This window comes from Roseovarius arcticus (genome assembly GCF_006125015.1).
In the GTDB taxonomy this organism is placed as follows: Bacteria; Pseudomonadota; Alphaproteobacteria; order Rhodobacterales; family Rhodobacteraceae; genus Roseovarius; species Roseovarius arcticus.
Map to the genome: position 1 here is coordinate 1,300,687 of NZ_SZZN01000001.1, position 15,698 is coordinate 1,316,384.

Below are 15,698 nucleotides of genomic sequence, written 5' to 3' on the forward strand. Positions count from 1 at the left end.
CGTGTTCTGGAACTGATGGGAACCCTCAAACTCTACGGGATGCGCAGTGCCTATGACGAGGTCATGGCCACGGGCATCAAGCGCCAGTTCGAGCCGCCGCGCATCGTGGGAGATCTGCTGCAGTCGGAGATCGCCGAGAAGCAGGCGCGCTCGATCAAATACCAGCTCACCGTGGCGAAGCTGCCGCTCGCGAAGGATCTGGAAGACTTCCACTTTGCGGACACGCCGGTCAACGAAGGGCTGGTGCGCGATCTCGCCACCGGCACCTTTGTGGCCGACCAGCGCAATGTCGTTCTGATCGGCGGCACTGGCACCGGAAAATCGCATCTGGCGATCGCAATTGCCCGGGCGCTGATCCGCAATGGCACACGCGGCCGCTATTTCAACGTCATCGACACGGTGAACCGGCTCGATGCCGAGACCCGCGCTTAAGCAAGCAGGGGCGCACCGCCGATTACCTGACACGCCTCGACTTCATCGTGCTTGATGAGTTGGGGTATCTGCCCTTCGCCCAAGCGGGCGGGCAGCTGCTGTTCCATCTGATCAGCAAACTCTACGAGCGCACATCCATCATCGTCACAACGAACCTCGCCTTCGGTGAATGGCCGTCGGTATTCGGGGATGCCAAGATGACGACCGCGCTGCTCGATCGGCTTACGCATCACTGTGAGATAGTCGAAACCGGAAACGAGTCCTGGCGCTTCAAAAACCGCGCCTGATCCCAACCGATCAAGGTCTATCCCGCCTCCGCAACTTGATCAGCTAAGTCGGGACAGACCCTGATCAACACACCACAAGGGGGTCAATATTGGATGCCGATATGGGGTCAGTATTCAGCGCCGATTGACATTCTGCGCTTTGGTTAAATGTAACCCGTCACATTGGGAGACCTACCAGCAATAGGCCGCGAAACTCTAAAAGGCCAGGTGAAGGGCCGGGTTATGTAGATGTGAATGGCTGGAATTTAGGCCGCGCTTCGGGACGTTTTTGGGGGGTCCTAAAGTCTTCAATTTATCCCAAAGATGTTGACGTCAGACCCTTCACCGTATGATCCGGATTTCGCGGAGCGTTGTGAAACAGTGTCCAAATCGAGCTCCCGCAACCAAATTTTCCAATTAAACCAACGATCTAGTGCCCCTCGGGGCACTTTTTGCGTTTCGGAGCAAAGCCACGGTGCTACACTGGTGCTGCGGCAGGGCGCAAAGCGGTGCGCCAAAGGCACGGCCGGTTCGAAAGCGGCAAAGGCGGGATGCAGATGCGCTCTGCAGACGCTCTGCGCTCAGCTCTCGAAGGGGAGGGCATTCAGTTTCTCGCAACCGGCGATATAGCCAACGCCCCGGGCGTGACTTTGCAAAGTAAGGCTACGTGACCCGGAGGGGCAGAGCGATGAAGTGTGAACTGCTCCAAGTTTGCCGCAGGCACTAGCTCATAAGTAGGATGGAGTTGTTCAGACGCGCAACTCCTTGAAATGGCCGCCTCGAGGCTAATTGTGCGAGTTTTCTCGATTTCGAATTGCAATCTGCTTCGGCTTGCACAGCGCGAGGGTTAGGTCCGTGGCGCCTTTCAGTCGTTATAGGCACAATGCATACCGCCTGGCATTTCCGATATTCGTCCGGTTGGTCCGGTAGATAGTGGCAATCTATTTGCTCTGCGCTCCACGGGTGTTACCGAGGGGGCAAGCATGGGAGACAACAATGAACGACAAGACGCTGCGGCAAGCCGTCATTCAGGATCATACCGCCTTTCTGGCGGGTGAGCATGACTTTCAGTCCGATATTCAGATGCTCGCGGGCAGCGATCTCGTCGGCACCATCCTCGAAACGGTCATGCTGGCCACGAACATGCGTTTCGCAGCCGTCGCGCGGGTGACTGCCGACCGCTGGGTCGCTTGCCGCACTGTAGACGAGGTCAATTTTGGCTTGGTTGAGGGCGATGAGATAGAGATCCAGTCGACCTTTTGCCAGTCAGTCCGCGAAACGTCCAAGAAGGTCCTATTTAACGATACTGCGACTGACGACGTTTATGGAGACCATCCCATCGCTGCCAAGTTCGGCATTGTGAGCTATGCCTCGATCCCGATTCACCGCAGCGATGGGAGCTTCTTCGGAACACTTTGCGCGATCGACACGGAGCCCCGCGACGTTAAACACCCGCGCGCGGTTGCCATGCTGGAGATGTTTGCGAATGTCATTGGCCAGAGCCTAGAGACAGAGGAGCGACTGGAAGCACAGGAACAATTAGTAGCGCAGGAGCGCGAGTTGGCCCGTATTCAAGAAGAGTTCGTGGCTGTCCTCGGCCATGATCTGCGCAACCCCGTGGCGGCGCTCGATGCCGGGTTTAGGCAACTGGACAAGGAGCCATTGACCGACAGGGCGCGAGAAATCCTGCCTTTAATGCGATCTTCGCTGCATCGCATGAATGACCTGATCGAGAACATCATGATGCACGCTAAGGCACGGCTCGGAGGTGGCATCCGTATTTCCGCCACGCCGGAGGCGCCGCTGGCCGAGGCCATTACCCAGATCGTCGAGGAGATCCGCGTGGCATCTCCGGAGCACAAGATCCTACTTGATCTGTCTTTCGACCGGCCAGTCAGCTGCGATGCGCCCCGCGTCGCGCAGGCGATCTCAAATCTGTTGTCGAACGCCGTTCGCTACGGGACACTTGGCGCGCCGATCAAGGTGCAGGGTCTGATCAGCGAGTGCAGCATAGAGATCAGCGTGGCCAATCAAGGCGAGGCCGTGCCCAACGAACTGCGGGGAAACTTGTTCCACCCGTTTCAGCGCGGCGCTTGTGCGAATGGAGAGGGCCTGGGGCTCGGCCTTTACATCGCTTCCTGCATCGCAGTCGCCCATGGTGGTGAAATCGAAGTGATCTGCGAGAGCGGGACCACTACGTTCGCTTTCAAGGTGCCTGTGCTGGTAGCGGCCGCCTGATAAGGTCCGTTTCGTCATGCACGTAGACGTCGCCTTTCGGGATCGTAGACAGGAGTTTGAACGACCTGCGCCTTGATGCGTTTCTGGTGTCCGTCCAGCTTGCCAACTTCAACTGAGGTTCCGGTATCGGCATGAGATTTATCAATTCGGCAGAGGGCGAGGTTCTTGTCCAATAGCGGGGACCGCGCGGCGCTTGTGATCACCCCGATCCGAGCACGTCCTTGATAGACTGCGTCACCATGCACGGCCATCTCATTGCCAGCCAGTTCCAGTGCAACAAGGCTATGCCACCCATCCGTCTTTCGTCGCTCCAACGCGGCGCGTCCGATAAAATTCGAATTTTTGGATTTCAGCGGAACAGTAAACCCGATGCCGGCCTCAAAGGGGTCAATGGTATCGTCGAACTCATGGTGCCCCATGACCAGACCCGCCTCCACGCGGAGCATCTCGAGCGCGTCGAACCCGCAAGGCATGATCCCAAACGCGTCGCCTGCGTCAGCGATAGCATCCCAAAGCGTGACGGCGTTATGGGGGCTGCAAAAAACCTCATACCCCAACTCGCCGGTATAGCCGGTGCGCGATACCACGATGGGCACGCCGTCAAAGCCGTACAGTCTGGCAGTGGAAAACCGAAAACATCCAAGTTGCTCCAACGGCGTTTCGTCATCGCGGGTCCAGATGATTTTAGCCAGCGTATCGCGGCTGCATGGCCCTTGCACCGCGAGATTTGCTAGTTGCTCAGTCGATGACTTGACCCAAGCCTTGAAATTATGCTTTTCCGCCAGTTCGCGCAGCCAGACACCGCAATAGTCTTCGGCACAGACCCACCGAAACAGGTCCTGCCCCACACGAAACAGCGTGCCGTCGTCGATCATGCCGCCAGTTTCGTAGCACATTGAGGAATAGACAACCTGCCCAACCGACATAGCTTGGACATTGCGGGTAAGCGACAAGTTCAAAAGCGCCTCGGCGTCTGGGCCGGTGATCTCGAATTTGCGCAGCGACGACATGTCCATCATCATCACTTTTTGACGGCAGGCATGATATTCGGCCACAGCGCCGTGATTGCGGTAGCTTTTTGGTAACCAGACCCCCGCCACGTCTACGTAGTCTTTGGCCAAGCCCGACGTGCGCGGATGAAAGGCGGAATTCCGGGTTAGCTTGGGTGAGGCATCTGGAGTCATTCTGATTGCTACCGATTTTGAGAAGAGTTCTTTTTTGCCGTAGGTCCGGATATGAATATCAGTTGGGTTCCAGCCATTCGCCGGGTCTAGGTCATTGGGACAGGACGTCGAAACGCAGACGCAATCCGTAAGCGCGCGCAAAAGCACATAATCGCCAGGCCGCGACCAGCCCTCGTCCATGGATAAGGAATTGTCGTGCTCGGCGCGCGAATTAAAGAAAAAGTTGACGGCCTCCCATCCTGCCCGCGGGGCGACGCCATAGGGATCGAGAACAACGTTGATGTTGTCGGTGCAATTGACGTGACCAGGATAACCCAATTCCTCGTAAAAGCGCGGGAAACAGGCCAACCCGAATGTGTCATGGCGTCCAACGGTATCCCTAATCACCTCGAACATCTGTTCTTGGTCCACATTGAAAAATTTGGAATGCAAGCCGGGACCCGGATAAGCATTGCCGTTCAACGACCGTGTCGTGGAATGGTCGATCCCTAGGTCTCGCCCCCGGTCCAGTCCCCGCAGAGTCAACGCCTGAAAGTCCGAGCACTGACGTCCAGAGACATCCATTATCTGAATGTATTCACCCTCACGTATTTGGTATTCAACGGCAGATGAATGGGCCACGTGGATTTCCTGCAAGGGATCGGCCAATGGGTCTGGCAGTCGTTTCCAAGTGTTCAACTGTGGATTAGTTCGCCCGACCAAAAATTCAATCGTCGCGGGCGCGTCGCGCCCATCAATTCCCATTTCGCGTGCAGGCGCGACGGCGATCAAAAGGCCCTCGGCTCGGGCAGTGAATTGGTAATGTACATGCGGCTGGTGGCGATCTTTGAAGAGCTGGAACGCCCGCGCGCGGGGCGTACTGCCAGGCTGTATTTGAATTAAGGCCCGCAGCCTGCCAAGAAAGACCGGATCGAGGCAGTTGTCATAGCGGTTGAAATCTACGACGACATCGTGGGCCTGCTCACTCGTTTGCTGCAAGCCTTCCAAATCCGGCTTAGTACCACCCGCAAGAAAGAAAAGGTCGCAGGCTTGCCCCCCTTCGACATCTTGGATGTCGAGGGTGTCTCCTTCTGAGACATTCAGCACGCATATCGAACGCGACATAACCTCGTGTCGCTCAATGCCCTGCTGCCAGAGCGATAACCCCGGTTCAACAAGATGCCCCCAGCGGCTAGCGTTGACACTCATTCGACCCATGCCCGTTCCCCTTGGTTCGGTGTGTGAACGTGTCATCATCGGCCCGCATGACTCTTGGCAAAGCTTGATGCAGTGTCGGGTGCGCGACCATCATGAACGCTAAATTGGCTTGTACTATTGGCGAAGTTTGTCGATTTACACTCAGCATAAGTTCAAAAATGTCTCAAAACAATGAAAATGTGTTGATTTATATCGTTTACGCGGCAATAAATACTTGAAAATTACTGGGCCTGCTATGGGAGGGACAACTTCACTGAAGCTTAGACGCGCGTGGATTTCTATCCCCGCGAAACAAGGCCAAAGGCCGACACGGAGGAAATAATGAATTTATTTAATAAAAGGGCCAGAAAGGCATTTTTGCCCGCGCTTGCCCTGGCTGCCGCGAGCATAGCTGCGCCTGCTGTCGCAGACAGCAATGAGCCGATCAAGATCCCGATTAAGAATTGGTCCAGCCAAATCGTTATGGCGCATGTCATCGGCGGCATGTTTGAAAGCCAGGGAAACACTGTTGAATACGTTCCTGTCGACAATCAAGCAGCTTTTGAGGCCATTCGAAACGGCGATCTAACAATCGGTCACGAAGTCTGGCAGGCGACGCATCAGAATGCCTTTTACAACGCGATGGAGCAAGGCGGACTGATCGACGCGGGGACCCATGCGGCGGAAACCCTCGAAGAAATGGGCGTGCCAAATTGGGTCATCGAACAGGATCTCTGCCCAGGTTTACCTAACTGGGAAGCTTTGAAAAATTGTCAGGAAGTCTTTGCGACGCCAGATTCTGGCGGCAAGGGGCGTTGGCTAGAAGGGCCTCTCAGCTGGCACGGCGACGTGATGCCGAACCGTCTGGAGGGTCTGGGTCTGGACGACACGTGGATGGTGAAGTTCGCAGGCACCGGTGATGCACTTTGGGTCGAACTGGATGCAGCCGAGCGCGAAGGCCGGGGAACTATCATCTTTAACTGGACACCCAACTTCACCGATGCGTCGGGCTTTACCTTTATCGAATTCCCCCCTTACTTCGATGGGTGCAGGATTGCTGATGGCGGCGATATGTCGACGACTGGCTGCGGATCTCCGCGCGGGTGGCTGAAGAAAGCTGCCAATTATAAGTTCCCGAAGTCGCATCCAAAGGCGTATACCGCATTCTCAAAGGTGTCATTCACGACCCCTCAAATTGGCCAAATGGCTGCCTTGGTAGATGTCGACAAAATGACGCATGAAGATGCCGCCAAAAAATGGCTGGCGGACAATGAAGAGGTCTGGAAACCCTGGACCGAGTCATCGCTACCGTAAAAATCGGCATCTTGCCTCTCGTCCGTCGATACAGGCGGACGGGGGCACCGAGACGCTGTGATAAATCGCGTCTCGGTGCGGACTGATCTCGCCTCCGTATGTCGTGCCGTCGCACCTACATAGTCATCCTTCCGGCTTATCGACGGGCATACGGCAGGCGCATGGCGCCCGCAGCAACCGGCGGCCACCCGTACCTTCGCCTAAGTAAGGAGTGTCGCGCCACGCTTGCCAAGCCTCCTTGATGACACAAAATATTGGCGCATCGACGCGCTTAGGGAACTCAATGCAGGACACATCCAATATAAAAAGGCGGGCTTTGCCTCTGCAAGAGGAGGCCAAGGATTCAGCCGGAGTTGCGGTGCGGTGTGAGGGTGTCTTCAAGGTCTTCGGCAAGAACGCCGCCAAGCTGATAGGGCAAGCCAAAGGCAATATCGACGCCGAGACGGCACAGGCCGTAGGTTGTGTCGTTGGCGTCAACAACGCTACGTTCGACGTCTTTGAAGGGGAGTTGTTGGTGATCATGGGCCTGTCGGGGTCTGGCAAATCAACTCTCCTGCGCTGCATTTCCCGGCTAACCAGGGCGACCGCCGGCAAGATTATCGTTGACGGGCAAGACCTGCTGTCGATGACCTCTAAGCAATTGATCGAACTGCGGCGCAACAAGATGGGCATGGTGTTTCAGAATTTCGGATTGCTACCTCACAAGACTGTTCTTGAGAACATCGCCTTTCCATTGCAGGTGAAGGGCAAGACGACAAAGGCCAGCATTACGCGGGCGATGGAGATGGTGCAGCTGGTCGGGCTGCATGGGCGCGAAAACTATTTCCCCCGGCAACTCTCAGGCGGCCAGCAACAGCGCGTCGGCATTGCCCGGTCCCTTGCCATCGAGCCTGACATCTGGTTTCTGGATGAACCTTTCTCGGCTCTTGATCCGCTGATCAGGAAGGAAATGCAGGACGAGTTTTTGAGACTCCAGCAAGTGCTAAGTAAGACAATCCTCTTTGTAACGCATGATTTTGACGAAGCGCTTCGTTTGGCAGACCGGATCGCGATCATGAAACATGGCGTGATTGAGCAACTTGATACGCCGGAAACCATCGTTCTTAACCCTGCAACTGACTATGTGCGCAAATTCACAAAAGATGTTCCGCGCGAAAAGGTACTAAAAATTCAGGCTGTCATGGACCCCGTCGATCCAACCGAAGAGCTGAGCGATCTGAGAGTTTCTAAAGACGCGATCATCGCGACTGTCGCCGAGGCCGTGCTAAGCCAGCACATGGGCGTCGGGGTGGTCGACGCCCAAGGCACATTGGTAGGTTCAGTGCATCCGTCTCATGTACTCAAAATCCTGTTCGGTGATACGGGCAGGCAGCCGACATGAAATCCAAAGGCGCGTTTTCATCCATCCCAAAACTTACCAAGCCCGTTCAATTCGCGCTGCTTTTGGCCGTCTTTACGGCGCTGTGCGCGCTGATCGCGCCGTCCGAGACCAATCCGCTGTGGCGCTTGCCCCCGTTGCTGAAGCAATTGCCTTATCTCATCAATGACGGCGTCCGGTTTGTGATGTTCGAATGGTGGCCAATCGACGTCTATGACCCTGTCATTGATGAGTACGAACCAAAGCCGCTTTTCCGTGAGCTGACGCGGGCGATCTCGACAGGAATCCTATTTGTCATCAACGCCGTGCGTGAGGTTTTGCTGGGTGGCGTAAAAACTATCGTCGCCTTTACAAGCTGGGATTTTGTCAAGGAAAACCCCTGGGCCGTCTGGCCTGCGCTGCCTTGGACGGTCGTGGTGGGTTGGGTGGTTTTTCTAGGCTACAAACTTCAAGGTCTGGGCTTGGCTGTTTTGGCTGGAGTCACCACGGTCTTTATCTCCATATTTGGACAGTGGGAGCCATCGATGCAGACCCTGTCATTCGTCTTGATCACTGCGCCGGTCGCGGCCCTTTTGGGCTTGGCGTTGGGTGCTTGGAGCTACAAAAGCCGCATGGTCGAGGCAGCGGTCAACCCGTTCCTAAACGTTGCGCAGACGATGCCGCACTATTCCTATCTGGTCCCTGTAATCGTGTTGTTCGGTGTAGGCGATCACGCGGCCGCCATCGCCACGATTGTCTTTGCGACACCGCCGATGGTGCGTCTGACTTTACTGGGATTGAAGAATGTGCCCGATGAGGTAGTTGAGGCCGGATTGATGACCGGGTGTAGCAATTCACAGCTGATGCTGAAAGTTATGATCCCCGCAGCGAAACGCGACGTGTTGTTGGGCGTCAACCAAGTAGTCATGCAATGTCTGGCGATGACGGTGATCGCGTCCTTTGTAGGCGCGCAAGGCCTTGGCTCAAATCTGATGATAGCGCTGAATTCGCTGAAGATCGGAACTGGTATAGAGATCGGTATCTGCATTGTGTTGCTCGCCGTGCTTCTGGACAAACTGTCACTATCTTGGGCCAACCTGCAAACTGATTATTTTGCAGAGCAGACATTTCTTCAACGACACTCAAACGCGCTTATCCTGCTGGCCATTTTGGTTGCCGGGTCCGCGCTGGCCTATCTCGGGAAATTCATATTCGATCAGGATTTCAACTATCTCTATCAGATCCCCCACAATAAGGGCCTGACGACCGAGCCGTTCTGGCAGGCCGTGGTCGACTGGATCTGGGATACGTTCTTCGGGCCGCTCAACGCCTTTAACAAGTTTGTAATATCCTTCGTTTTGGTCCCAATGCGGGACGCTTATTTGGCGATGCCGGTGATCGCCACCTTCGTGCTTGTAGTGGGGGTCGCCCTTATTCTGGCAGGCATCCGCTCAGCCGTGATCGTGTGCTTCTACCTGCTGTTTATCGCGTTTTCGGAATACTGGGACCGGGCGCTGATCACGGCTTACATGGCATCGCTCGCGGTGGTCATTTCGGGCGTTCTAGGTGTCACGGTCGGAACGCTATGCGCTCAGAATGAGCATGCCAGCCGCGCCACCCTGCTGGTGTGCGATTTCTTTCAAACATTCCCGTCATTCATCTATCTGATTCCTGTGATCCTGCTGTTCGGCATCACTGACACGTCGGTTATCATTGCGGCCATTATTTATGCCACGGTGCCCGCGACACGGTTCACGGTGGAAGGGTTGCGCAGCATTCCCCCAGTCCTGCAAGATGCTGGATCGATGTCCGGAGTTTCACGTATCCAGCGGCTGGTCTCGATCGACTTTCCGGTGGCGTTTCCACACATCATGCTGGGGATCAGTCAGACGGTGGTGTTCGCGCTCTTTATGGTCATCATCGGTGCCTTCATCGGCACCACCGATCTGGGACAGCTGATCCTAAAAGCAATATCGGATCCGCAGGGCACCGGGATAGGCCTGACTTTGGGACTGTGCGTGGCGTTCATGGGGTTGGCTGTCGATCAGATTGTCCGGACCTGGGCGGCGCGCAAAAAGGCGCTGCTGGGTTTGGATTAGGCGCGGCCTACTTGCTGGAGCAGATCAAAGTCACGGCGTCAAATCGACAAGAAGCTACAATATTGTATAATTATATGGGAGATGTGACCCCTATCACTTGATAATTAGAACCCTATGGGCCGACCAAGGCCTTCTGGATGCTACCAACATGCAATATGGACGGAACGCTAGCCTTTTCCGCTTTTCCTGATGCAGGAAAAACGCAAAAGACTTTCATCAACGTGAGTGTATTCACATGTCCAAGCACGAACAGGATATCCTGAACACCGTCAATTTGCGTGGCACCGTGACCGTCGTCGAATTGGCGCAGATCCTACACGTCTCAGATCAGACTATCCGCAGGATCGTCAAGCCAATGGAGGCGCGAGGGGATCTCAGGAAGGTTCACGGGGCCCTGGTCAGCACCCAGAACCCGACCGATCCGCCATTTCTGCTACGCATGAATAGGAATCGCAGCGCCAAAGTCGCCATCGCAAACCGCATTGCGAACCTCATCGAAAACGGAAGTTCTCTTGCTATTGATACCGGGTCGACATCTGGCTTCGTCGCGCAGGCGCTGCGGGCCAAGAAGAACCTCAGCGTTGTGACTAATTCAGCGTACATTGCCAGCACCCTGTCCATGATCGAGGGCAATCGGGTGTTCATGGCAGGAACGCAGTTGCGCAATCACGACGGAGCTGCTTTCGACAAGGCCGCCTTCGATGTGATCGCCAGCCTGTCGGTGGATTATGCCGTCGTTTCATCGTCTGGAGTGGATCCCGCAATGGGATTCCTAGGCTATGATCAATGCGAAGTGGATATCGCGCGGGCAATGATCGACATATCCCGTATTACGGTGATGGCGGTCGACAAGTCCAAATATATGCTAGATGGATCATTGCCGCCTCTGCGCTTGCCACGACTAAGACCCGACGACATCATCGTGTGCGACGCCGATCCCGGCAGCCGTTTTGCTCAGCTTTTTGAAAGCAAGCAGTTGCTGGTTGCCGGAGGCGCCTCATCGCACCTATGCAAAGCTCAGAATCATCGCCGGAATTAGACCGCTGGTTGATCTTTATGACGCATCAAATCTATGGCCTTTTCCCCTGAAACAGGCGTGATTTGGGCTTAGTTTTTTCGACTAGTGAGAAAGACGGTCAAGAGATCAAGATTTGCTATCACAACAGAAGGCAACATATCCCATAGTGCTCAAGATTCGCGTATATAAATTTGGACCCTCACCATGACTCTACTCCGCTTAAAGCCGGATGCTCCCTGGTTTTCGACTACGGAGGTCACCGACAACATCCAATGCCTCTCCGAACCTTACGTTATTAAATTCATGCAATCGAACATCTGGTTCCTACGGGGGCGTGACGCCGATCTGTTGGTCGACACCGGCAATGGTATCGTACCACTTCTTCCAGAACTATCTGTAGAAGATCTGACGCGCCTCATCGTTGTGGCGACCCATGCGCATGCTGATCACGTCGGCGGATTAGTGGAATTTCCCGGCATCTGGTGCAATACAAATATCGTGGAGGCACTGAAAACGGCGGACCCAAACGAGACTTTGGCGGGACCCGGATATGCGCTGGACGATATCAGCGCAATGATCGTACCGGCCCCCAACCTGTCCGGGCCGTTGGTTACCATGCAGCCCAACAAGTTTGATCCTGCACAATTCGGGCCGCAGCCCGCGACAGTAAGCCGGGCATTGGTCGAAGGCGATACGATCAGCTTAGGTGATCGGATATTTGACGTGTTGGAGGTTCCGGGGCACTCCCCAGCCTGCATCGCTCTTTATGATGCGCAAAACAGGCTTCTGATAACGGGGGACGCTATCTATGACGGTATGTTGGTCGATGGGCTATTTCACTCTAATCGCGCCACCTATCGGCGGAGTTTGAAACGATTGCTGACCCTGCCGGTGGATCTTGCGCTTGGCGGTCACGGACAACCGATGACGGGCGACCGTATGCGGCATCTGATTCAAGTCTATTTGGCTGGTTGAAATCACTTGAAATCAGGATAGGCGCCCAGCTAGATAATCCGCCCGCCGCCCCTCGACTAACATCTGCACCAGCATCAGGATTGATACAATTCCGATGTAATAGACCAGAGCAGCAGAATACCACTCGACGAAGCGAAAGGTGCTCGCGATTGCATCATTTACCACTGCCATGATCTCACGTAGCGAGATTATGTATGCAAGCGACGTCAGCTTCACCAAGCTTATCAATTCGTTCATCAACACAGGTGCTGCCACGCGTAGCGCCTGAGGAAGAACTACCAGAAAAAAACTTAGAAATGGCCGAAGGCCAAGCGCACGGGCCGCATCCTTTTGTCCCGACCCCACGGAGCGAAGGGCACCGCGCATGATTTCTGCCATGTAGGCCACCGTCACGAGGGACATCGCCAAAAAAGCCGCAACGAAGGGGGAATACCAGTCGGATCGGATCAGCGCGGGGATGATCTGCGGCAGACCGTTCCAGACAAGCAGGAGGATCAACAGCAATGGCGCGGCGCGAAAAATCCACGTGTAACTGCGTGCAAATATGCGAAGTGGGGCTTGCGGCGCATCCAGCCAGAGCGCCATCGGAAGGCATAGTAGAAACGAAACCGCGAAAACAAGCGCCGAGAGCAACACTGCGACTCCAGCTCCCCACAGAAGCGCCGGGGTGACCAAGGCGTTTAGAAAGAGCTGGAAGTCAAACATTATGCTTCAGGAGTCGTAGTCGACATCGAAAATGGTCGGGTTAAGTCCATATTTCTCGGCAAGTGTTATAAAAAACCCTTCGGACTTCATTTCTTTCAACGCAGAAACAACTGCCTGCGTATTCGCCTCGTCGGGTTGAATATAGATGCCATACGTGAACGCCGATGGATAGACGTAGGCGACCCGCAACTTGCCCGGCGCCTGGGCCATCCGGTACGCAGCCTCGGTTCCCTCAGACATCGTAGCGTCGACCCGCCCGATCATCACCTGCTGCGTGGCTTCTTGGGGCGTTGGATAATCGCGCACTTGGATCGCGGGCTTGCCCGCGGCCTCGAGCTCGGCATTCAGCGGCACGATCTGTTCTTCATTATAATATGCGCCGCTTTCTAGCGCGATAACCTTGCCACTCAAATCTTCGGGCGATGTGATGTCCGTGTTGGTGGCGGCCGTTATAATCGCTGTGGTCGACTGCATATACGAAATGCCAGAGAAGGTCTTGCGCCGTTCGGTATTGATATAGATGCCGCTGATGATGAGATCGCACCGTCCTGCCGAAAGTGACGGAAGCAAACCTGAAAAGTCGGTTGTTTGATACTTTGGCGTTGCGTCGAACCGACGGGCCAGTTCCGTTGCCACGTCGATGTCAATGCCTATAGGCGCTGTGTCACCCGGGTCGGCCCGATAGGTCAGCGGAGGAAAACTCGCAGTGGTACAAACCACTAATTCTCCGTTTTCGACGAAATTTGGTGCGCTCGTCTGTGCCGACGCGACACAGCTCAACGCGGCAAGGATTGCAGCGGAGGCCAAGGATAGTTGAAGCATGAGTCAAGTCTCCTGTGAAAGTTGGGCGATGGCACCGGTCACGATGGCATCGTAGTTGGTGGAGTCGAATGCGGGCAAGATGATCGGATCCACAAATCCATCCTGCCGGGCGAGTAAGGCGTATTGCAGCATGGACGCAGAGTCTGGCATCTCGAACAGTTGAACAAAATCGTAAGGACCGAGCGTCGCGTGAAACGATATCGACCGCCCTCCGAGTGCCGCAACTCGACGTTCGCTTGTTTCGCGTCTGGCCGGGCTTTCCTTAAGCGAATCCAAGCCGCGTTGGGTGAGGCGCATAAGAGAGATAAACAATGGCATCAGGTCTTCTCTGTTCTGTCTTGGCAAGGGTCACAGTTCTTGGCCAGGTTATCGAAACCGGCGACCACGGCATCTGTGGTGGCGACAACGCCAAAGATGCCATTCTCGACAGTCACCATCCTTATCGCAGCCTTGTGCATGTCGGCATCTCCGCTGGCACAGGCATCCGATACTGTAAGGCATTGATAGTTGCGGTCGCAGGCTTCGCGAAGGGTGGTGTGAACGCAAACCTCGGTAGTGACACCTGCAAGGATCAGGTGAGTGATCCCGTGCGCGCCCAACACATGCTCCAGATCGGTGTGCGTGAATGATCCATTGGCGGTTTTGTCGATGAGAACGTCGGTCGGCTCCACGTTCACTCCGCTGTCGATTTCAAAGCCGGGCTGGCCGCGCAGCATCACTTGTGTTCCGGCTAAACCGTTACGTTCGCGCCGCCAGACCTCGTACGGTGTCATATCGGCTTTGTCCGCGCGATATCCTTGCCGTGTATGGACGATCAGCCCCCCTGCTCGACGCATTGCTTTGCTCAATCGGTTCACGTTGGGAATTACTGCGCGCAAGATATCTGGATCATAACCCAGCTTTGCGAAATATCCTTGCGCCGAGACGAAATCATGCTGCAAATCGATCGCCAAAAGCGCTGTCCGCGCAGGGTCTAAGCGATGGTCATAGGGCCAGTCAAAGGGGTGTGATGTTATCATAGCGCTAGATTAGTGCGCTTTGATCATCTATAAAAGCGAGTATATCTCGTCAATTTAGCGCAGGAAAACTCAACAGTTTGAAACCTGGTTCCTTCCGTTACCTTCCCTTTCTGCGCTGTTTCGAAGCGGTCGCGCGATGCGGCTCGTTGCGCACTGCCTCTCGCGAACTTGGCCTGTCACCCGGCGCGGTATCGCTGCAATTAAAGAAGCTTTCGAACGCCTCAGGCCTCGATCTGTTCATGCGCGACGGGAGGCGCCTTGTTCTTACCGCTGACGGTCAGGCCTTCTACGGTGTCGTGCGCCGATCGCTTGTCGACTTGGAGCTAGGCATTTTCGGAGATAAACGCGAGTCAGAGCCGCCGAGTCGGCTTGCTTTGTCGGTGCCCCCCTCGCTGGGTACAGCTTGGCTTTGCTCTGCGTTGATCGATTTCTGCCGAGCCCACTCGATCGCGAATGTCAAAATTTCGTCGGATACGCGCGCGTCTACCCTGGACTGGACCGATCTCGACATGGCCATCGTCTATGATCATCCGCCTTTCGAAAACCTCTGGTGGAGCCTGCTGCGCGAGGTAAATCTGCGCACAGTTTGTGCGCCCTGCGCATTGCCAACGATGGACGGCCAGGACGATAGAAGATCCTTGCGCGGGCATACGCTGTTGCATGAAGATGACGGTCAGGAATGGTTGCGTTGGAGCCAAACCGCAGGTGTTTCACTGGACGGGGTCTCAAACGTTTTTCTTCCGTCAATCGGACAAGCGGTAACAAGCGCTTTGAACGGTCAAGGATTGGCCCTCGTGTCGGACGCCCTAGTCGGCGGTGATCTCCGTAGCGGCCGTCTGGTACAACCATTTAACATGAGTATCCCAGGCTCTCGAGCTTACTATTTTGTCTCCCAACCATCAAAAATAAATAACTGGTTTCATGAGAAAATACGCGCAGAAGTCTTGCGTATGCTCCCTCCGGATATGGGGTGATTTTTTGTCCGTCATTTATCAGTCCCGATTATGAAGTCAGGTCAAACCAAAACCGGTGGTTACACTGACGGTTTCAATGATTGACTTGCAAGCAAAAAATTTTAACGTTTCTGCGGCAT

At 55.0% G+C, this 15,698-nt stretch carries 13 protein-coding genes and 1 pseudogene; 9 read left to right on the forward strand and 5 right to left on the reverse strand.

Annotation, left to right across the window (positions count from 1 at the left end; all coding sequences use genetic code 11):
• Positions 1–78 precede the first annotated feature (78 nt).
• The 3 genes and pseudogenes from MK6180000_RS20840 to MK6180000_RS06135 form a co-directional block, all read left to right on the forward strand.
• A pseudogene (locus MK6180000_RS20840) lies at positions 79–432 on the forward strand (ATP-binding protein); the annotation flags it as partial.
• Between the two features lie 47 nt (positions 433–479).
• Entirely contained in the window at positions 480–719 is a 240-nt protein-coding gene (locus MK6180000_RS20845) for an ATP-binding protein (protein ID WP_281283938.1), read from the forward strand.
• A 975-nt stretch (positions 720–1,694) separates the two neighbouring features.
• Positions 1,695–2,936 carry a GAF domain-containing sensor histidine kinase gene (locus MK6180000_RS06135; RefSeq protein WP_138933936.1) on the forward strand — a complete coding sequence of 414 codons (1,242 nt, stop codon included), beginning with the start codon at positions 1,695–1,697 and terminating at the stop codon, positions 2,934–2,936.
• Between the two features lie 14 nt (positions 2,937–2,950).
• On the opposite strand, the gene MK6180000_RS06140 is transcribed toward MK6180000_RS06135, so the two are convergent.
• Entirely contained in the window at positions 2,951–5,317 is a 2,367-nt protein-coding gene (locus MK6180000_RS06140) for a DUF1989 domain-containing protein (protein WP_212751875.1), read from the reverse strand.
• Between the two features lie 270 nt (positions 5,318–5,587).
• On the opposite strand from MK6180000_RS06140, the gene MK6180000_RS06145 reads away from it, so the two are divergent.
• The 5 genes from MK6180000_RS06145 to MK6180000_RS06165 all read left to right on the forward strand — a co-directional run bounded on the left by MK6180000_RS06145 (position 5,588) and on the right by MK6180000_RS06165 (position 12,059).
• Complete coding sequence (locus MK6180000_RS06145) at positions 5,588–6,610, forward strand: ABC transporter substrate-binding protein (RefSeq protein WP_246040443.1); 1,023 nt, start codon at positions 5,588–5,590, stop codon at positions 6,608–6,610.
• Positions 6,611–6,893: 283 nt separating this feature from the next.
• Complete coding sequence (locus MK6180000_RS06150; protein WP_138933938.1) at positions 6,894–7,991, forward strand: quaternary amine ABC transporter ATP-binding protein; 1,098 nt, start codon at positions 6,894–6,896, stop codon at positions 7,989–7,991.
• Positions 7,988–10,066 (forward strand): ABC transporter permease, encoded by a 2,079-nt coding sequence (locus MK6180000_RS06155; RefSeq protein ID WP_138933939.1) that lies wholly within the window; start codon positions 7,988–7,990, stop codon positions 10,064–10,066. Before MK6180000_RS06150 ends, MK6180000_RS06155 begins: the two co-directional genes overlap by 4 nt.
• Positions 10,067–10,301: 235 nt before the next feature.
• A complete protein-coding gene (locus tag MK6180000_RS06160; protein WP_138933940.1) occupies positions 10,302–11,105 on the forward strand; it encodes a DeoR/GlpR family DNA-binding transcription regulator in 804 nt (267 codons plus the stop codon).
• A 183-nt stretch (positions 11,106–11,288) separates the two neighbouring features.
• Complete coding sequence (locus MK6180000_RS06165) at positions 11,289–12,059, forward strand: MBL fold metallo-hydrolase (protein ID WP_138933941.1); 771 nt, start codon at positions 11,289–11,291, stop codon at positions 12,057–12,059.
• Positions 12,060–12,071: 12 nt separating this feature from the next.
• Here the strand turns inward: MK6180000_RS06165 and MK6180000_RS06170 are convergent, their stop codons facing one another.
• Genes MK6180000_RS06170 through MK6180000_RS06185 form a run of 4 tightly spaced genes read right to left on the reverse strand, consistent with a single transcriptional unit; the run spans position 12,072 to position 14,539 of the window.
• Positions 12,072–12,764 (reverse strand): amino acid ABC transporter permease, encoded by a 693-nt coding sequence (locus MK6180000_RS06170; RefSeq protein ID WP_138933942.1) that lies wholly within the window; start codon positions 12,762–12,764, stop codon positions 12,072–12,074.
• 6 nt (positions 12,765–12,770) lie between these two features.
• The gene (locus MK6180000_RS06175; protein WP_138933943.1) at positions 12,771–13,586 is read right to left on the reverse strand and encodes an ABC transporter substrate-binding protein; all 816 of its coding nucleotides are present in this window, start codon (positions 13,584–13,586) and stop codon (positions 12,771–12,773) included.
• 3 nt (positions 13,587–13,589) lie between these two features.
• Positions 13,590–13,904: a GYD domain-containing protein gene (locus MK6180000_RS06180; RefSeq protein ID WP_138933944.1), complete on the reverse strand. Its 315-nt coding sequence runs from the start codon at positions 13,902–13,904 to the stop codon at positions 13,590–13,592.
• Complete coding sequence (locus MK6180000_RS06185) at positions 13,904–14,539, reverse strand: cysteine hydrolase family protein (protein WP_212751876.1); 636 nt, start codon at positions 14,537–14,539, stop codon at positions 13,904–13,906. Before MK6180000_RS06185 ends, MK6180000_RS06180 begins: the two co-directional genes overlap by 1 nt.
• A 143-nt stretch (positions 14,540–14,682) precedes the next feature.
• Between MK6180000_RS06185 and MK6180000_RS06190 the strand changes: the two genes are divergently transcribed.
• Positions 14,683–15,579 carry a LysR substrate-binding domain-containing protein gene (locus MK6180000_RS06190; RefSeq protein WP_138933946.1) on the forward strand — a complete coding sequence of 299 codons (897 nt, stop codon included), beginning with the start codon at positions 14,683–14,685 and terminating at the stop codon, positions 15,577–15,579.
• Positions 15,580–15,698 lie beyond the last annotated feature (119 nt).